19 protein-coding genes are annotated in these 18623 nt (G+C 61.1%); 10 read left to right on the top strand and 9 right to left on the bottom strand.

What is annotated here, in order from left to right; translation table 11 throughout:
* Positions 1-76 precede the first annotated feature (76 nt).
* From AC0L7P_RS14070 to cysG, 5 genes are read right to left on the bottom strand one after another with little or no spacing between them, the layout of a single operon-like run.
* On the bottom strand, positions 77-493 hold the full coding sequence (locus tag AC0L7P_RS14070) for a DUF934 domain-containing protein (protein WP_473433312.1): 417 nt from the start codon (positions 491-493) through the stop codon (positions 77-79).
* A gap of 46 nt (positions 494-539) precedes the next feature.
* Complete coding sequence (locus AC0L7P_RS14065) at positions 540-1277, bottom strand: phosphoadenylyl-sulfate reductase (protein ID WP_473433311.1); 738 nt, start codon at positions 1275-1277, stop codon at positions 540-542.
* The gene (locus AC0L7P_RS14060) at positions 1267-2931 is read right to left on the bottom strand and encodes a nitrite/sulfite reductase (protein WP_473433310.1); all 1665 of its coding nucleotides are present in this window, start codon (positions 2929-2931) and stop codon (positions 1267-1269) included. The genes AC0L7P_RS14065 and AC0L7P_RS14060 overlap by 11 nt, the downstream gene beginning before the upstream one ends.
* Positions 2931-3230 (bottom strand): DUF2849 domain-containing protein, encoded by a 300-nt coding sequence (locus AC0L7P_RS14055; protein ID WP_473433309.1) that lies wholly within the window; start codon positions 3228-3230, stop codon positions 2931-2933. The genes AC0L7P_RS14060 and AC0L7P_RS14055 overlap by 1 nt, the downstream gene beginning before the upstream one ends.
* Positions 3227-4627, bottom strand: a complete 1401-nt coding sequence (gene cysG / locus AC0L7P_RS14050; protein WP_473433308.1) for a siroheme synthase CysG — start codon at positions 4625-4627, stop codon at positions 3227-3229. The genes AC0L7P_RS14055 and cysG overlap by 4 nt, the downstream gene beginning before the upstream one ends.
* A 136-nt stretch (positions 4628-4763) precedes the next feature.
* Between cysG and AC0L7P_RS14045 the strand changes: the two genes are divergently transcribed.
* Positions 4764-5225: an Lrp/AsnC family transcriptional regulator gene (locus tag AC0L7P_RS14045; protein WP_473433307.1), complete on the top strand. Its 462-nt coding sequence runs from the start codon at positions 4764-4766 to the stop codon at positions 5223-5225.
* 6 nt (positions 5226-5231) lie between these two features.
* On the opposite strand, the gene AC0L7P_RS14040 is transcribed toward AC0L7P_RS14045, so the two are convergent.
* A complete protein-coding gene (locus AC0L7P_RS14040; protein WP_473433306.1) occupies positions 5232-6413 on the bottom strand; it encodes a cytochrome P450 in 1182 nt (393 codons plus the stop codon).
* A gap of 84 nt (positions 6414-6497) precedes the next feature.
* On the opposite strand from AC0L7P_RS14040, the gene mnmH reads away from it, so the two are divergent.
* Complete coding sequence (mnmH, locus tag AC0L7P_RS14035) at positions 6498-7556, top strand: tRNA 2-selenouridine(34) synthase MnmH (RefSeq protein WP_473435463.1); 1059 nt, start codon at positions 6498-6500, stop codon at positions 7554-7556.
* Here mnmH and selD read toward each other — a convergent pair.
* The 3 genes from selD to AC0L7P_RS14020 form a co-directional block, all read right to left on the bottom strand.
* A complete protein-coding gene (gene selD / locus AC0L7P_RS14030; protein ID WP_473433305.1) occupies positions 7543-9735 on the bottom strand; it encodes a selenide, water dikinase SelD in 2193 nt (730 codons plus the stop codon). The two genes, mnmH and selD, sit on opposite strands and share 14 nt — an antisense overlap.
* 135 nt (positions 9736-9870) lie before the next feature.
* The gene (locus AC0L7P_RS14025) at positions 9871-10296 is read right to left on the bottom strand and encodes a hypothetical protein (protein WP_473433304.1); all 426 of its coding nucleotides are present in this window, start codon (positions 10294-10296) and stop codon (positions 9871-9873) included.
* Between the two features lie 75 nt (positions 10297-10371).
* On the bottom strand, positions 10372-10992 hold the full coding sequence (locus AC0L7P_RS14020) for a TetR family transcriptional regulator C-terminal domain-containing protein (protein WP_473433303.1): 621 nt from the start codon (positions 10990-10992) through the stop codon (positions 10372-10374).
* Between the two features lie 134 nt (positions 10993-11126).
* Between AC0L7P_RS14020 and AC0L7P_RS14015 the strand changes: the two genes are divergently transcribed.
* The 8 genes from AC0L7P_RS14015 to AC0L7P_RS13980 all read left to right on the top strand — a co-directional run bounded on the left by AC0L7P_RS14015 (position 11127) and on the right by AC0L7P_RS13980 (position 18616).
* Positions 11127-12404 carry a Zn-dependent hydrolase gene (locus AC0L7P_RS14015; RefSeq protein ID WP_473433302.1) on the top strand — a complete coding sequence of 426 codons (1278 nt, stop codon included), beginning with the start codon at positions 11127-11129 and terminating at the stop codon, positions 12402-12404.
* The gene (locus AC0L7P_RS14010; RefSeq protein ID WP_473433301.1) at positions 12401-12655 is read left to right on the top strand and encodes an SH2 domain-containing protein; all 255 of its coding nucleotides are present in this window, start codon (positions 12401-12403) and stop codon (positions 12653-12655) included. Before AC0L7P_RS14015 ends, AC0L7P_RS14010 begins: the two co-directional genes overlap by 4 nt.
* Before the next feature lie 96 nt (positions 12656-12751).
* The gene (hydA, locus tag AC0L7P_RS14005) at positions 12752-14209 is read left to right on the top strand and encodes a dihydropyrimidinase (RefSeq protein ID WP_473433300.1); all 1458 of its coding nucleotides are present in this window, start codon (positions 12752-12754) and stop codon (positions 14207-14209) included.
* Positions 14209-14997: an ABC transporter ATP-binding protein gene (locus AC0L7P_RS14000; protein WP_473433299.1), complete on the top strand. Its 789-nt coding sequence runs from the start codon at positions 14209-14211 to the stop codon at positions 14995-14997. Before hydA ends, AC0L7P_RS14000 begins: the two co-directional genes overlap by 1 nt.
* Positions 14998-15009: 12 nt before the next feature.
* Positions 15010-15882: an ABC transporter permease gene (locus AC0L7P_RS13995; RefSeq protein WP_473433298.1), complete on the top strand. Its 873-nt coding sequence runs from the start codon at positions 15010-15012 to the stop codon at positions 15880-15882.
* Positions 15879-16811: an ABC transporter permease gene (locus tag AC0L7P_RS13990; protein WP_473433297.1), complete on the top strand. Its 933-nt coding sequence runs from the start codon at positions 15879-15881 to the stop codon at positions 16809-16811. Before AC0L7P_RS13995 ends, AC0L7P_RS13990 begins: the two co-directional genes overlap by 4 nt.
* A 23-nt stretch (positions 16812-16834) precedes the next feature.
* On the top strand, positions 16835-17815 hold the full coding sequence (locus tag AC0L7P_RS13985; protein ID WP_473433296.1) for an ABC transporter substrate-binding protein: 981 nt from the start codon (positions 16835-16837) through the stop codon (positions 17813-17815).
* Between the two features lie 123 nt (positions 17816-17938).
* Positions 17939-18616 (top strand): DUF2270 domain-containing protein, encoded by a 678-nt coding sequence (locus AC0L7P_RS13980; RefSeq protein WP_473433295.1) that lies wholly within the window; start codon positions 17939-17941, stop codon positions 18614-18616.
* Positions 18617-18623 lie beyond the last annotated feature (7 nt).

Here is an 18623-nt window from a genome sequence, read left to right as displayed (position 1 = left end):
GCGTCAAACGGGCGCGCTGGCCCATCTCCTTCGTTAGCATTCAAATGATATGGCGAAAAGCCCGATCCGCGGCATTTCAGCCACGCAGGCGGGCCTGATAGTCGCGCGCGCCCCAATCGGCACGGGCCTGCCACTGGTCTTGCGGTTGGCGGGCGGCCAGATCGGCGCCGATCTGCACCTCGTCAAAGCCCGACCGGCGGGCCATGGTGTATTGATCGGCAATCACATGGCCCCTGGCCCGCAGCCGCCCGCGATACCCCAACAGCCGCAGCCGCCGGGCAATGGAAAACCCGCGCCCATCGGCAAAGCTGGGAAAATCCACGCGGATCATCGCGATCCTGTCCAACTGCCCGACCAGATCGGCCGGGTCGGCGTCAGACGTCAGATCCACGGCAACGCCGGTGTCATTGGCCGGCACCCCCGTCGCATCGACATATCTGCCGATCCAGTCATCACTGCCAAACCCGCCGTCAGTTACGATTACATCGCTCATTTTCGCTCCGTTCCCTGGCCTCTTGCCAGACTTGTTCTTGTCCGCCTCAGGCGCGCACCATCCGGCCATCGACAAAATGGATGCCGCATTCCTCTTTTGCCTTGCCGCGCCAACGCCCGGCGCGTTCATCCTCGCCGGGGGCCACCCGCGTTGTGCAGGGCGCACAGCCGATCGAGCGAAAGCCACCGGCAATCAAGGGATGGCGCGGCAGGCGGTTGTTGATGATGTAATCCTGCACATCGTTCCGGTCCCAATGGGCCAGCGGATTCACCTTGATCCGCGCCGTGCCGTCGCCCTCGGCCTCAAAAAACTCCAGCGCCTTGCGGGTTGCACCCTGATACCGCTTTCGCCCGGTGATCCAGCCGTCAAACGGAACCAACGCCCGCAGCAACGGTTCGGTCTTGCGCAGGGCACAGCAGGCGTCGGGGTTGCTCTGGTGCAATAACGCCTCGCCGTCGCGCAGGAACGTCTGAACCCGGTCAGGCCGTTCAACGCGCACATCCGTGAGGCCCAGTTTTTCGCTCAACTCGGCCTGATAGGTCAGGGTTTCGTCAAACAACATTTCCGTGTCGAGAAAGATCACCGGCACGGTGCGGTCGATCACGCTCAGCATATGCAGAAGCGCCACGGATTCCGCCCCGAACGACGATACCATTGCCATCCGCCCGATTTGCGGGTCGTTCAGGGCATGTTCCAACACCACCGTGGCCGCGTGATGGGCGTGGCGCATGTTCAATTCGGCCACGCGCTGAGGCAGCGGCGCCAGAGGGGATTCAAGCGGCATTGGCCCGCGCCTCCGGGTAAAGAATGGCCTTGAACGGGGCGATCCCGAGCCGCCGAAAGCAGTGCAGGAATGTTTCACCCGGGTCCGTCCGCAGGTCGAGATACCCACGCACCAGCCGTTCGATGGCCGGAACGATGTCATCCGCCGAAAACCCCGGCCCGGCCCGTTCGCCGATCACGGTGGTTTCCGTGCCGTCGCCGCCAAGGGTGATCTGGTAATTTTCAACGCCCGCACGATCCAGCCCCAGAATGCCGATATGGCCCACATGGTGATGACCGCAGGCATTGATGCAGCCGGAAATCTTGATCTTCAGCGGCCCCACGTCGTGTTCCATTTTCAATGCGTCAAACCGCTGGGCAATCTCCTGGGCAATGGGAATGCTGCGTGCGGTGGCAAGGGCGCAGTAATCCATGCCGGGGCAGGCGATGATGTCGGAAATCAGCCCGATATTGGCCGTGGCCAGATCGGCGGCTTTCAAAGCGGCATGAACCGCAGGCAGATCGCCCCTGGCCACATGGGGCAGGATCACGTTCTGCTCGTGCGAGATACGCAATTCATCATGGCCATAGCGTTCGGCCAGATCGGCCATCACACGCATCTGTGCGGATGTCGCATCCCCCGGTGTCGCCCCGTGTTTTTTCAACGAAATCGACACGATGGCATAATCCGCCCGGCGGTGCTCGGTCAGGTTGGTATCGGCCCAGGACCGGAACACCGGGTCAGCCGCGCGCGCCGCCTCGTAGGCATCCAGCGATGACGGACGAAAGGACGGAAGAGCGAACGCTGCTTCGATATCGCGCAACACCTGTTGATCCACCCCGCTGAACCGGGGGCGAAACATGGCAAAGCGTTCGTTCACCATCGTGCGGATCGTATCAATCCCGTTCTCATGCACGGTGATCTTGACCCGCGCCTTGAATTTGTTGTCGCGCCGGCCCAATGAATTGTAAACGCTGACAATCGCCTCGCAATAGGGCAGCAAATCCGCCTCGGGCAGGAAATCGATCAATTCCTTGCCCACCATGGGCGTGCGGCCCAACCCGCCCCCAACGAACACCCGGTAACCGCGCGCACCGTCCCGTTCGACAATCTGAATCCCGATATCATGTGACCGGATCACGGCCCGGTCGGCCTCGGCACCGGTGACGCCGATCTTGAACTTGCGCGGCAGAAACTGAAACTCCGGGTGATCAGTGGACCATTGGCGCAGCAGCTCGGCCACCGGGCGCGGATCGGCCAGCTCATCCGCGGCGGCCCCGGCGAAATGGTCGGCGGTCACATTGCGGATGGTGTTGCCGCTGGTCTGGATCGAATGCATCTCGACCTGCGACAGCGCCTCCAGAATATCGGGCACGTCTTTCAGTTCGGGCCAGTTATATTGGATATTCTGGCGCGTGGTGAAATGGCCATAGCCCTTGTCCCACCGATCCGCGATCATTGCCAGTTGCCGCATCTTGCGTGAATTCAGCGTCCCATATGGGATCGCGACCCGCAGCATATAGGCGTGCAGTTGCAGGTACAGCCCGTTCATCAGGCGCAGGGGGCGGAATTCGTCTTCGGTCAGTGACCCGTCGATCCGGCGTTCCACCTGTCCGCGAAACTGTGCCACGCGGCTTTGCACAAAGGCGGCATCAAAATCATTGTAGTGGTACATTACGCCACCTCCTGTTTGCCGTGGGCATAATTGCTCGGCCCACGGGTGCGGAATGTTTCGCGGAAATGCACCGGCTCTGGGCCGCGCTCGCCTGATTTCGCATCGGCCAGATAGGCGCCGACGGCCAGGTCGTCCTGGGACAGGGCGTGCAACAGGCGGAGTTGCCCATGGGCCTCGTCCTCGATCAATTCGGCCTCGGACATGTCCCGGGTCCAGCGGTCATCTTCGGTCAGCCAGATCGCATCGCCTTCGATCAGGGCGTTGGCGGTGACAACTTTGGGGGTGAATGCGCGGCTCATGATGTGGCCTCCTGAATGGGCAGGGTGTCAATCGTGGCCAGCGCCGCACGGGGCGCCAGGCCGAAAAGGGTAAGGGCAGGGCCGCTCAGCCCCGCGTTGCTCAGGGTGGGTTCCAACTGGCCAAGACTGGTGGCCAGCACCCGTTGATCGGGGCGCGAGGCGTTTTCGATCACCGTCACCGGCGTGGCCGGGTTGGCCCCGTGCATCAACAACCGCCCCTGAATGTACCGTGCGGCGCGTTTGCCCATGTAAATCGCGGCCACTTCGCCGGGGCGGGCCAGGGTGGCCCAATCGTGATCGGCAAAACCTTTCATGTCGTGCCCGGTCAGAAACCGCACCGACCCGTTGCGCGCCCGTTTGGTCAGGCTTTGGCCAATTCCGGCCACGGCGGCGCTGGCGGCGGTGATGCCCGGCACAACCGACCAGGCAAGGCCGGCCGCGTCGCAGGCTTCGATTTCTTCGTCCAGCCGTCCGAACACCGTGGGATCGCCCGATTTCAACCGCACCACATGGGCGCCACTGCGGCCATGGTTCACGATCAGGGCGTTGATGTCGTCCTGCGCCATCGCCTTGCCGAACCCTTCCTTGCCCGCGTCCAGCATCACCGCTTCGCGCCGGGCCAGTTCAAGAATGTCATCGGCGACCAGACGGTCGTAAATCACCACATCCGCCTCGTGCAACGCGCGCCGGGCCTTCAGGGTCAGCAACTCGGGGTCGCCCGGACCGGCGCCGACAAATTCCACCCGGCCCGGTTTCGGGGCAGCGTGCAGGTGCCCTTGCAACAGATCCTCCAGCGCCGGGCGCAGGGCAGACCTGCCGCCGTCCGCCATGGCGCGGGGGCCGGTGTTGAAATAATAATCCGACCAGAACGCCCGCCGTTTGGCCCCAAAGGGCAGGGCATCGGCGCGGGCGCGAAACGCCTTGCCGATCCGTGCCAGAGTGCCAAGGACGGGGGGCAGGCGTTCCTCGATGTCCTTTTTGATCGCGCGGGCCAGAACCGGCGCCGCCCCTTCGGTGCCAATGGCCACAACCACCGGATCGCGATCCACGATGGCGGGGGTGATGAACTGACTGTCTTGCAGGTTATCGACGATATTAACCAACGCCCCGGTGGCGCGGGCCAAGGCCGCCACACGGGCATCTTCCACCGCATCATCGTTGGCCGCATAAAACAGGGCCGCGCCAGCGCCGTCGCCCTGCGCCAAGGGGCGTTCGGTCAGGGTCAGCCGCCCTGCCGCCGCCCAGTCGAGGATTTCGGGGGCGGGATATTGGGCGAAAACCGCAAGCTGTGCCTCGGTCTTGAGCAGCAGGCGCAGCTTGGCCAGCGCGGTTTCACCCCCACCCGAAACCACGATCAGCCGGTCGGTGACGGCAAGGAAGATGGGAAAATGCTTCATGGCGCGGCCCTCTGGTTTGTTGGCTTAGATATAGGACATTATTCCGATATTTGGCTATATCTGCTTGCCAATAAGGACATATGTTCCTACAAATCCCAATAATAGAACGATTTCCATATCTGGGGGTGAAATACGAATGTCTGTCCGTATTGATGAAATGGACCGGAAAATCCTTTCGGTGCTGCAACAGGATGCCAGCCAGTCGCTTGATGATATTGCCCGCGCCATCGGGTCATCGAAGACGCCGGTGTGGAACCGGATTCGCAAAATGCGTGCTGCCGGGGTGATCGGGCAGTACACCGTGCAACTGGATGCCGAAACGCTGGGGTTTGAGGCGTGCTTCTTTGTGCTGATCCGCACGTCAGAGCATGATGCCGATTGGCAGGCGCGTTTCCTTGCCGCCCTGCGCGCCCGCCCCGAAGTGCAGGAGGCGCACCGTCTGGCGGGGGATATTGACTATATCCTCAAGGTGCGGGTGAAAAACGCCCGCGCCTATGATGTGTTTTATCAGGCGTTGATTTCAGAGGTGCGGATTCACAACGTCACCGCGCTGTTGTCGATGGAAGAGCTGAAATCGACCACGATGCTGGCCCTTTAGGCGTATTTACCCCGGGATCACGTCAAGCCGGCGCAGGCCGTGAAAATGAAAGATGTCGGAAAACTGCGGGGCATCCGCCAGAGCAAGGGCAGGGTGGCGTTCAAATAGCACGCTGAGCGCGATACGCAGTTCCAGCCGCGCCAGGGGGGCGCCGACACAGAAATGGGCGCCCGCCCCAAATGATGTATGCGCGGCACCTTTGCGTTGAAAATCAAAGGTATCGGCGTTTTCATACACCTTGGGGTCGCGGTTGGCGGCGGCCAGCAGGCAGGCCACCTGATCGCCCCGTTTGAAATCATGCCCGTGCAGGGTCAGATCCTCATAAACCCAGCGGGTAAAAATATGGATCGGCGGATCAAAGCGCAGGATCTCTTCGACCGTGCGATCAATCGCGTCGGGGTGCAGGGCCGCGAGGGGAATATGATTGTCCAACAGGCATTTCACCCCATTGCCCAAGGTATGCACCGTTGCCTCATGTCCGGCATTCAGCAGCAGAATACAGGTGGTGATCAACTCATCCGTGGTCAGCCGCGCGCCGTCTTCCTCGGCGGCAATCAACTGGGTGATCAGATCGTCACCGGGGCGGTTGCGCCGTTCATTCACATAGCCGCGCAGGAAATCGGAAAACTCTTGTGCGGCGGTGTTGGCGGCCTCTTCCATCTCGCGGGTGCGCCGCGCCTGATACATGCCCACCATGGCGTTGGACCATGCCAACAGATCGGGCGCCATGGAATCGGGCACCCCCAGCAGCCGCGCGATCACGATCACCGGCACCTGTTGGGCATAGGCGCCAAGCAGTTCAACCTCGTCAGAAAACCCATCAACCAACGTGTTGCACAGCGCCTCGATTTCCGGGCCCATGGCGGCAATCCGGCGCGAGGTGAAAGCGCGCAGCACCAATCCCCGCAACCGGGTGTGGCGGGGGGCCTCAAGCTCCAGCATGGAATGGGCCTCGACCCCGTAAAACGCCGTGGTATGGGGGGCGGGGGGCGTGGCCAGTTCGACTGGCACCTCGCGCCCAAGGCGGCGATCACGCAGCAACGCCCCCGCCGCACCATGGCCACAGGCCGCGATCATGCCGTATTCGGCCCAGTAAAACAAATCGCCCCCGGCCCGGGCGCGTTCATAGAACGGATAGGGGTTCTGGACGAAATCGGCGGCGGTGGGGGATTGATGCAAGGTTTCCATCGGGCATGGATAGGGCCAACCCACGCGGTGGGCAAGCGGATGATCGCCCCTGTTATCCCGGCGCGCGTGGCGGTAACAGGGGGCATGGCGTATTCCATCACCACCTTCAACGATTGCCTGACCCACGGCTATGATACCGTGATCGACGTGCGTGCGCCCGCCGAATTTGCCGAAGATCACATGCCCGGCGCAATCAGCCTGCCGGTGCTGGACGACGCCGAGCGCGCCCGGGTCGGCACGGTTTACAAACAGGTCAGCCCGTTTTCGGCGCGCAAGACCGGGGCCGCGCTGGTGGCGCGCAATGCGGCGCATCACATCGAAGGGCCGTTGGCCCACCACGATGGCGGCTGGCGGCCCTTGATCTATTGCTGGCGTGGCGGACAGCGCAGCAATTCCTTTGCCTCGATCCTGTCCCAGATCGGTTGGCGGGTCGATGTTGTCGACGGCGGCTATCGCAGCTTTCGCCGGGCGGTGAATGCCCTGCTTTACGATGTTCCCATGGCCTGTCCTGTGGTTCTGCTTGATGGCAACACCGGCACCGCCAAAACCGAGCTGTTGCATCTGGTGGTGGCGCGGGGCGGGCAGATCCTTGATCTGGAGGGGCTGGCCAATCATCGCGGGTCGGTGTTTGGCGCCATGGGCACACAGCCCGCGCAAAAAGCGTTTGAAACGGCATTGGCCGAAAGGATCAGCGCCCTTGATCCATCCCGCCCGGTGCTGATCGAGGCCGAGTCGAGCAAGGTTGGCGCGCGCAGTGTGCCGCCCGCGCTCTGGGCGGCCATGCGCGCCGCGCCGCGCATGCGGGTTGTGGCATCGGTGCAAGAACGGGCGCGCTATCTGGTGGCGGCTTACGGCGATGTGATTGCCGATGGCGCGCGGTTGAACGGGGTGCTGGCGGCGCTGCGGTCGCATCAGGGGGCGGCCCGGGTCGAACACTGGCAGGGGTTGGCGCAAGGCGGGGCTTATTTCGACCTGGCGCAGGAATTGATCATCCATCACTACGATCCGCGCTATGGCCGCCAGCGCGGCGCGGCGCAGCTTGGCGCACCGATTGAACCGGGGCGGTTGGATCGTGACGGGCTGAACAGCGCGGCGGATCGGATCGTGGCGCTTTTGGCCAAGGGGCCCGTTAGCGCAGGGTAATACGGGGCGCGCCCTGGGCCAGTGATCCGATGATTGCGGCCTTGTATCCTTTGTTGCGCAGCTCTGCGAGGGTGGCTTTGGCCCGTTCCGGCGCGACGGCGGCCAGCAATCCGCCCGCTGTTTGTGGGTCAAACAACAGCGCGCTGGCGTCGGCCCCGTCGGGCAGGGTCATGCGGGCGGCGATACTGGCGTTTTCCGTGTATAGGGTCGAGCGTTGGCCAGCCCGCGACAGTTCCAGCGCGCCGTCCAGCAGGGGAATATCGGTGAGGGTAAGCGCCGCCGCAAGCCCCGCCGCGTCACAGATCCCAACCAGATGCCCGGCCAGCCCAAACCCCGTTACATCAGTCATGGCATGGGCGTGGGACAGGGCCTGTGCCGCGCCGAATTGCGATTGGTTCATTGCCTCGATTGCCCCCGCCACCCATTGGCCACGCGCGGCCAGCGCCATGTCGGCAGCCATGATCACCCCGGTGCCAAGGGGTTTGGTCAGGATCAGCGCATCACCCGGCTGCGCCCCGGACAGCGAAATGGGCGTTTCGCACAGGCCGGTGACGGTGAACCCGATGCTGAGCGCATCGCCGATCAGGGTATGCCCCCCGGCAATCACCGCGCCCGCCTCATCCATCACAGCACCGGCGCCGGCCATGATCTCGGCCAGCATCCGGCGGTGGAGCGTGGCACTGGCGCGGGGCAAAATCACCGTCGCCAAAGCCGCCTGCGCCTGTGCGCCCATGGCAAAAACATCGCCCAATGCATGGTTGGCGGCGATCCGGGCCATGACATGGGGGTCGTCGATCAGGGCGCGCAGATGATCGGTGCTGATCACCTGCCGGGCACCATTCATGGTTAACACGGCGGCGTCGTCCATGGGGGCCGCGCTGACATCCGGGCGGGCGCCGGTCGGCAGATTTGCAAGCGCCCCGGTCAGGCTGTCGCGCCCCAGTTTCGATCCGCATCCGCCGCACATCGGTTTGCCCCCGGTCAGCATGTCGCGCACCCCATCGGCCATGATCCGGGGCAGGGGCGGTGGCGCCATGGCAGGCAGGTTGGCCAGCCGGGCCATGAACGCGCGGTCAATCCGGTCTTTCCACCGCCACAGCAGCGGGCCGTCAAGGCGCAGGCCAAATTTGTCGGCCACTGCGGCGCGTTCACCGGTCGAAATCAATTTGAGGTAATCGCGCTGGGGCCGGTATCGGCGCAGGGTGCCAGCGCCCGCCGCCGCACGAAGGTTGGCCGCCAGCACCGGTGCCTGACGCACCGCAAAAACCCCGGCCTTGGGGCGCGGCGCATGGTCCATATGGGCGCAATCGCCAACGGCGAAAACGGCCGGGTCGCTGATGCTGCGCAGGGTTTCGTCGATGGTGATGAACCCCTCGTGCAGGGCAAGCCCGGTGTCGTCAAGCCAGCCATAGGGTTGTGCCCCAGCGGCCCCGACGGTGAACCCCGAGGGCAGAATATCGCCGTTCGCCAGATGCAGTGCATCGGCGGTGACGCGCGCCACATCGGTGTGCTCGTGCAGGGCGACGCCCATATCGGCCATCCTTTGGCGCAGGGCACGCCCGGCGCCTTTCCCGATACCGCGCAGGGCGGCGGCACTGTCGATGGCGCACACCTTTACCGGGCGCCCTGCTGCCTGGCCGGCACCATGGGCCATGGCCATGGCCAACTCAACGCCCGCAACCCCGGCGCCGATCACGGCAAGCCCGGCGTCGGCCAGCGCGGGCATGGCGTGCAACCGGTCAAGATGCGCGGTCCAGGCGGCGGCGAATCGGCCCAGGGGTTTGGCGGGAACGCCGTGGGCGTCAAACCCGGGCAAAGCGGACATCGCGGAATGGATACCGATGTCGATTGATGCCAGGTCATAGGCGATCTGGCCCCGTCCGGTAATTGTCACCGTTTTCGCGGTGCGGTCGAGGGATTCTACCATGCCGAGGATGATCCGCGCTCCGGCAAAGCGCGCCAGACGCATCAGATCAATCTCCAGATCGTCGCGCCCATAATGACCCGCGACAAACCCCGGCAACATTCCGGTGTAAGGTGCGGTTGGCCCGGGATTGACAATGGTCAGACGTGCGCCGGGCAGCGGGTTCATGCCCCATTTGCGCAGGACAAGGGCGTGGGCATGGCCGCCCCCGATCAGAACGATATCACGGGTCAGGGGCAGAGGCGGGACGTGCATGATCGACACTCACATTCGGAACCGCCTTTGGTTACGGGCCAACGCGCCAAAAAGCGAGGGCCGAGAGGACCACCCACGGCGATGTGAGCCGCTTTTTATCCGTTTGCTGATTTTCCCCACTGCTAGGTTACCAGATCAAGGGGCACCTCGCTTTCGTAGGGGGGCAACGGCGCGCAACCCGTCATAGGCTGACTGTGCCCGTATTTCGGATGCGGCCTCATCAGGTGGCTGCGCTTTATGGGCCTCGTCAGGTGAAGAATCGGAGTTTATGTCAGGGATCATCGTTTCACGGCGGTCCGAGTGCATCTTTTCCAGCGGCGTCGTGGCAAAGGTGGGGCGTGGGCCGGTCAGCGCCGGATCGCGTAAACCCTGCCAGTCGGCGCGGATGCGTTCGCTTGCGACACTGCCCAGAACCGGGCGGACGATCAGAGTGTCCGGCGCAGCCGAGGGCGTGTTTCCATCAATGATTTGCCGGTCACGCAGGGCCGACTGGGCATCCTGCGCCGTTGCAATTACGCCGGGGGGCAGGCCGCCAATGCCTGTGCCATAGGGTTGAATCATCTGAAACCTCCTTTCCCAAGGCAAGTCCTGGCAAGAGTACGCCGGAGAAGTTTACAGAGGGTAAACGCCAAAAAATCACGGCGCCGGGGTAAGCGCCCCGCGATAAAATGTGGTCAGAAAACGGGCCGCGTCGTTGAAATGATCATCATTGGAGGGGTGCAGAATGCCGCGCACCTGCACGTCGAAATCGGCGTAATGCTGGGTTGTCGCCCAGATCGAAAAGATCAAATGGCGTGGCTCGACGCGCGCCAGACAACCGGCCTCTTGCCACTGGGCGATCAGGGCGGATTTCTCCTCGACCAGATCACGCAGATCGCCTTCGATCTCGTTCAAGATACGCGGCGCCCCCTGAAGGATCTCATTTGCAAAAAGCCGACTTTCCCGCGGATAAATGCGTGAAATTTCAAGCTTTCGTAGCACATATGCGATAATTTCATCCACGGGGTCGCCGTCTGGCTTCATCCGGCGCAGGGGGGCAAGCCAGGTTTCCATCAACCCCGAAAGAAGCGTCGCGTGGATCGCCTCTTTTGACGGAAAATAATACAGCAAATTCGGCTTGGAGAGCCCGGCCCCCCGCGCGATCTTGTCCAGGGTCGCCCCACGATAGCCGTGGGTGGAAAATACATCCAGCGCCGCCTCAAGAATACGGGCGGTGTTTTCCTTTTGTATGCGCGTCGGCGGTGTCGGTGTGGCCATAATTCGGGCAAACTCTCGTTTCGGGCAAGGCGAATGCCCCCGGGCGCAGTGATTTCCTTGACTGCTTTCGTTGCTCTGCTAGCGTGATCCTGACCGGTTGGTCAAACTATTCTGGAACGACGACAGGAATCCCCATGCCCACAGATGCGCCAATGCCCGGTGAAAACCTTACCATCAACGGCCAACGCCTGTGGGACAGCCTGATGGAAATGGCCAGAATCGGCCCCGGCGTGGCGGGGGGCAACAACCGCCAGACGGTCACCGACGCCGACAGCGAGGGGCGCGCGCTGTTTCAGACATGGTGCGAAGCGGCGGGTTGCTCCATGGGGCTTGACCAGATGGGCAATATGTTTGCCCGCCGTGAAGGCACCGATCCGGGCGCGCTCCCGGTTTACGTGGGCAGCCACCTGGATACACAGCCGACCGGCGGCAAGTATGACGGTGTTCTTGGCGTTCTGAGCGGGCTTGAGATCATCCGCACCCTGAATGAGATGGGAATTCGCACAAAACACCCGATCGTGGTCACCAATTTCACCAACGAAGAAGGCACGCGGTTTGCCCCGGCGATGTTGGCATCAGGGGTGTTCGCGGGGGTTCACACGCAGGATTGGGCCTATGACCGGAGTGATGCCAAGGGGTTGAAATTCGGCGACGAATTGCAACGGATCGGCTGGCGGGGTGCTGAGGAAACCGGGGCGCGCAAGATGCATGCCTTTTTTGAACTGCACATCGAACAAGGCCCGATCCTCGAGGCCGAGGGCAAGGCCATCGGCGTTGTCACCCATGGGCAGGGCCTGAGCTGGACGCAGGTGACGATCACCGGCAAGGAAAGCCACACAGGCTCTACCCCCATGCCCATGCGCAAGAATGCCGGGCTGGGTATGGCGCGGGTTCTGGAACTGGTCGATGACATCGCCTGGAGCCACAAGCCACACGCCGTTGGCGCAGCCGGGCATATTGATGTTTTTCCCAACAGTCGCAATGTGATACCCGGCAAAGCTGTGTTCACGGTTGATCTGCGCTCGCCCGATCTGGATGTGATTGAGGATATGGAAGAGCGGTTGCACGCTGGAGCCAAAAAAATATGCGATGACATGGGGTTGCAGGTCGAATTTGAGAAGGTCGGCGGATTTGATCCGGTGACCTTCGATGAGGATTGCGTGACAGCAGTGCGCAGCGCGGCCGAGCGTTTGGGACTGAGCCATATGGATTTGATTTCCGGCGCCGGGCATGATGCCTGTTGGATCAATCGCGTGGCCCCGACGGCCATGGTGATGTGCCCCTGCGTTGACGGACTAAGCCACAATGAAGCCGAGGAAATCTCGCCGGAATGGGCGACGGCGGGCGCGAATGTTCTGTTCCATGCGGTTGTGGAAACAGCCGAGATTCAAGATCAAGGAGAGAGTGTATGATACTGAAAAAGATAGCAATAATTGGTTTGGGATTGGCCCTTTCCGGCTGTGTTGAACAGGGGCCTGCCGTTGGCCCGCAAGGGTTGCGCGATGTATCGCCAGCCGCCCTTGCCGCCTTGCCGCCGGGCATTGATCAATCGTTCCTGATCCGGGACGGCAACGGTTGCTATGGCCTGGCGGTCGAAGCGACCGATCCGCAAACCGGCGTGGCACTTTTGGACGCCAACGGGGCGCAGATTTGCGATACCTGATCTGTTAACGGGATCGAATATAAAATCCCCGATCATTGCGGTGATCGGGGAATCGAAAGTCAAGGCAGCGGCAGGTAGGCCGGGAAGGAGCAATCAATGGCGTCAACGGTGATCAGGAACGGAACGGTGGTGACGGCTGACCTCAGCTATACGGCTGATGTTGTTGTCGAAAACGGCGTGATTACCGCCATTGGCAAAGGGTTGTCGGGGGACAGCGAGCTGGACGCGACAGGCTGCTATGTGATGCCGGGCGGTATTGACCCGCACACCCATCTGGAAATGCCGTTCATGGGCACCTATTCCACCGATGATTTCGAATCCGGCACGCGGGCGGCTTTGGCGGGGGGCACCACGATGGTGGTCGATTTTGCATTGCCCAGCCCCGGTCAGGGCCTCTTGGATGCGATCCAGATGTGGGACAACAAATCGACCCGCGCCCATTGTGATTACAGTTTTCACATGGCGATTACCTGGTGGGGCGAACAGGTTTTCAACGAAATGGAAGCGGTGGTTCGCGACAAGGGAATCAATACTTTCAAACACTTCATGGCCTATAAGGGGGCATTGATGGTGAATGATGACGAAATGTTCGCATCGTTCCAACGATGCGCGGAATTGGGCGCGATGCCGTTGGTTCATGCGGAAAACGGTGATGTGGTGGCCGATCTTCAGGCCCGGCTCATGGCGGCGGGCAACAACGGCCCCGAGGCGCACGCCTATTCCCGCCCGCCCGAGGTGGAAGGCGAGGCGACCAACCGGGCAATCATGATTGCGGATATGGCGGGGGTGCCGCTTTATGTGGTTCATACCTCTTGTGAGGAAAGCCACGAGGCAATTCGCCGGGCGCGGCAGAACGGAAAAAGGGTGTATGGTGAACCGCTTATCCAACATTTGACGCTGGATGACAGTGAATATGCCAACCCCGATTGGGACCATGCGGCGCGGCGGGTGATGAGCCCGCCATTCCGCAACAAGAAACATCAGGATTCTCTTTGGGCCGGATTGCAGGCCGGGTCGTTGTCTGTTGTTGCGACGGATCATTGCGCCTTTTCGACAGAGCAGAAACGCACCGGAATTGGCGATTTTACCAAAATTCCCAATGGAACCGGTGGTTTGGAGGATCGAATGCCGATGCTTTGGACACACGGCGTGGCCACCGGGCGGCTGACGATGAATGAATTTGTTGCAGTTACATCAACAAACATCGCCAAGATATTGAATTGCTACCCGAAAAAGGGTGCTGTTCTGGTTGGGTCAGACGCCGATCTGGTGGTTTGGGACCCCAGGAAATCGAAAACCATCAGCGCGACAAACCAGCAATCTGCCATTGATTACAACGTCTTTGAAGGCAAAGCTGTCACAGGCCTGCCGCGATTCACTCTGAGCCGGGGCAAAGTGGTTGTGCATGACGGTGAAATGCGGACCGAAGAGGGCCACGGAAAATTCGTCAAACGTGAACCGATGACCGCTGTGGGCAAGGCTCTTTCGACCTGGAAAGAACTGACTGCGCCGCGCAAGGTGGAACGCAGCGGCATCCCGGTCAGCGGCGTATAATGGACAGACAAGATACTGTTATAACAGCCAATAATCTTGATCTGGTGTTTCCGACATCCGATGGGGATGTTCAGGCGCTGAGCGATGTCAGTCTTGATGTGCACAAGGGGGATTTTGTCAGCTTCATTGGCCCGTCGGGCTGTGGCAAGACGACGTTTCTGCGCTGCATCGCGGGGCTTGAAATGGCCACGGGCGGGCGTCTTTCGGTGAATGGTATGACACCAGAAGAGGCAAGAAATGCAAGGGCTTATGGCTATGTGTTTCAGGCGGCTGGGCTTTATCCATGGCGCACGATCGGCAAGAATATCCAGCTGCCGCTTGAGATCATGGGCTATGATCGACAGGAGCGGGAGGAACGGATGAATAACGTCCTGCAACTTGTTGATCTTGAGGGGTTTGGTGGTAAGTTTCCTTGGCAGCTTAGTGGCGGGATGCAGCAACGGGCCAGCATCGCCCGTGCCCTGGCCTTTGATGCCGATATCCTGTTGATGGACGAACCCTTTGGCGCGCTGGATGAAATCGTGCGTGACCACTTGAATGAACAACTGTTAAAGCTTTGGGCGCGCACGGAAAAAACCATCTGTTTCGTGACCCACTCCATTCCCGAGGCGGTGTATCTCAGCACCCGTATCGTCGTGATGAGCCCACGTCCCGGGCGGATTACCGAGGTGATCGAGAGCCCGCTGCCCCGGGATCGCCCGTTGGATATTCGCGACAGCGCCGCCTTTATCGAGGTGGCCCATCGGGTGCGCGAAGGTTTGCGCGCGGGGCACGGTGACGATGTCTAAGCGGGGCGCGCCATGAATTGGTTGAAAGCCCGCGCTTTGCCGGTTGTCAGCGTGCTGATTGCGCTGATCCTCGTGTGGTATGTGGCCGCCGCCTGGATGAACAGTCAATGGACGCTGGATCAAGCGGGGCGGGCGGGAACAACGCCGGGTTTCAGCGAAATTCTGAGCGATACCATGGTGCAGGAGCGCCCCAAACTGCCCGCGCCCCACCAGGTCGCGGCGAGCTTTTATGATCTGGTTTTCGACAAGAAAATCACGTCCAAACGGTCGCTGGTTTATCACGGTTGGGTGACGCTGAGCGCGACCTTGTTCGGCTTTGTCATCGGCACCGCCCTTGGCATCGTTCTGGCGCTTGGGATTGTCCACAACCGCACCATGGATCTGAGTGTGATGCCATGGGCCATTGCCAGTCAGACCATTCCGATTCTGGCGATTGCGCCGATGATTATCGTGGTGCTGAATTCTATCGGGATCACCGGGTTGATTCCCAAGGCGATGATCAGCGCCTATCTGTCGTTCTTCCCCGTGGTTGTCGGCATGGTTGCCGGGTTGCGCAGCCCTGATGCGATGCAGATGGATCTGTTGAAAACCTATAACGCCTCGCGGGTTCAGGTGTTGCTGAAATTGCGGCTGCCAGCCTCGATGCCATTTCTGTTTGCCTCGTTGAAAGTGGGGATTGCGGCGGCACTGGTGGGGGCGGTGGTGGGTGAACTGCCGGTGCAGCAGGGCGGCCTTGGGGCGCGGCTGTTGGGTGGGTCATATTATGGCCAGACCATTCAAATGTGGGCGGCGCTGTTCATGGCGGCGATCCTGGCGGCGATCCTGGTGTTTGTGGTCACCCGGGTTGAAGCCGGGGTGTTGAAACGCATGGGAATGGCCCGATGAGTGCGATTGACGATGGCGGAAGCGGCGGGATGAAGACCCCGCAATGGCGGCTGTTTGCGCCGGTTCTGGTGGTGCTGGCGGCGGGTGCCATTGATTGGCGGGCCGGGTTGGTTGTGGGGCTTTGGCTGTTGGTCTGGGCCTGCAACGGTCTGTTGGCGCGGCGTGGCGGCGTCATGGCGCGGATGTTGGTGCCGGTGCTGTTCGGCCTGACGGTTTTGCTGTTGTGGGAATTGGTGGTGCGGATGTTTGGCGTGCCGGGTGTGATTCTGCCACCACCCAGCGCGATTGCGGCACGGATCGCCGGATCTTTGCCGATCCTGTGGGGGGATTTTGTGCAGACGGTGATGAAGGGCGCGCTGAGCGGTTATATCATGGGCTGTGGCGCGGCGGTGATTGTCGCGGTTCTTATTGACCGGTCGGCATTTTTGCAGCGCGGGCTGCTGCCCGTGGCCAATTTTGCCGCGGCCCTGCCGATTGTCGGGACGGCGCCGATTCTGGTGATGTGGTTCGGTTTCGATTGGCAAAGCAAGGCCGCCGTGGTTGTGGTGATGGTGTTTTTCCCGATGCTGGTCAACACCATGGCCGGTCTGCGTGCGGCGGATGCGATGCAGCGTGATCTCATGCGCACCTATGGGGCAAGTTATTGGCAAACCCTGTTCAAGCTGCGGTTTCCCGCTGCGATGCCATTTATGTTCAATGGGTTGAAGATTTGTACAACGCTGGCGCTGATTGGCGCAATCGTGGCCGAATTCTTTGGATCTCCGGTGCGGGGGATGGGATTTCGCATTTCCACCGAGGTGGGGCGGCTTTCGCTTGATATGGTGTGGGCGGAAATCACCGTGGCTGCGCTGGCCGGTTCGGCATTTTATGGCGTGGTCGCGATGATCGAACGGGGGGTGACCTTTTGGCATCCGTCGCAAAGACGTTAACAATAATGAAAGGGGAGTATGTCATGAAGAAACTGATCGCGGGGGCGGTTGCCCTTGGGCTGAGCGGCGGCGCGGCCTCGGCAGAGGATCTGACGCTGCAACTGAAATGGGTCACTCAGGCGCAGTTTGGCGGCTATTATGTGGCCTTGGAAAAGGGGTTTTATGACGACGAGGGGCTGAACGTCACGATCAAACCGGGCGGGCCGGACATTGCGCCGACCCAAGTGATTGCTGGCGGCGGTGCCGATGTAATGGTTGACTGGATGCCCGCCGCCCTGTCGGCGCGGGAAAAGGGGCTGCCGCTGGTTAATATTGCGCAGCCTTACAAAAGTTCGGGGATGATGCTGACCTGTCTGGCCGAAACGGGGATCAAATCACCCGATGATTTCCCGGGGCATACTCTGGGCGTGTGGTTCTTTGGCAATGAATTCCCGTTCCTGTCATGGATGAGCCAGCTTGGAATTCCCACCAACGGAGGGGCCGATGGGGTTGAGGTGCTGAAGCAGGGGTTCAACGTCGATCCGCTGTTGCAAAAGCAGGCCGATTGCATTTCGACCATGACCTATAATGAATATTGGCAGGTGATTGATGCAGGCATCACCCCCGATCAACTGGTGACCTTCAAGTACGAGGATCAAGGCGTCGCGACGCTGGAAGATGGATTGTATGTGCTCGAGGATCGTCTGGCCGACCCGGCGTTCAAGGAAACACTGGCCAAATTCGTGCGCGCCAGCATGAAGGGCTGGAAATACGCCGAGCAGCATTCGGACGAAGCCGCCGAGATCGTGCTGGATTATGACGAAACCGGTGCGCAGACCGAAAAACACCAAAAGCGGATGATGGCCGAGGTGGCCAAACTCACCGCCGGAAGCGATGGTTCGCTGGATGTGGCTGATTACGAACGGACGGTGAAATCGCTGTTGTCGGGTGGTTCCGACCCGGTCATCACCAAAGAGCCGCAGGGCGCCTGGACCCATGAGATTACAGATATGGCGCTGAAATAGAATGTTTCTTCCGGGGGCGGAACCGGGCTTGACCGGCTTCGCCCCCGGGATACGCTGGCTGTCAATCCTGTAGCATTCTGCCTGCTTCTTGTGCAAAGTTGAAAGCGGCAGAGGGGGATGACAATGTCAGTGGGCGATCTGAAAGAACGAAAGAAGCTGGATGCAGCAGAAATCGGTGCGATCGCCCATCTTTACCGCGGTGAGGTGTATCGTTCGACCATCTGGCGCACCCGGCTGGACACCACGACAAACTGGTCGGTTGTTACCCTTGGGATCGCGCTGTCACTGGCATTTTCCGCACCCGAAGCGTCGCCGCTGCCGTTGATTCTGGTGGGCGTCCTGATCATGTTCTTCCTGATGCTTGAGGCGCGGCGCTATCGGTATTTCAACGTCTGGCGCGCCCGTTGCCGGTGGTTCGAGGTGCATTTTTTTGCCCCGATGCTTCACGATGGCGATCTTCACATGGAGGATGGCTGGCAACAGATTCTTGCCGAAGATTACTGGAAACCGCGCTATCATGTGTCGATGGCAGTGGCCATTGGCCGACGGATCAGGCGCAATTATTTCTGGATCCTGTTGATCCAGACGGTGGCCTATCTGGGCAAGCTGATTGTGCATCCCGGGCCACTGACAAGCATTGACCAGCTGTTTGAGCGGGCCACCATCGGGCCGGTGAACGGGATATATATTTTGACGGTGGGGGCCATCTATTGTGTGGTGTGGGGCGTGATCGCGTTCTGGAGCTGGCGCGACGATGTGCGCCGTGCGCGCCACCGCCGCGAACCGACCAGCATGGGCTGACATCCAC

The sequence above is a fragment of the Oceaniglobus sp. K40-3 genome (assembly GCF_055808395.1).
Note: the sequence above shows the minus strand (reverse complement) of the source record. Positions and strands in the feature narration are given on the sequence as shown.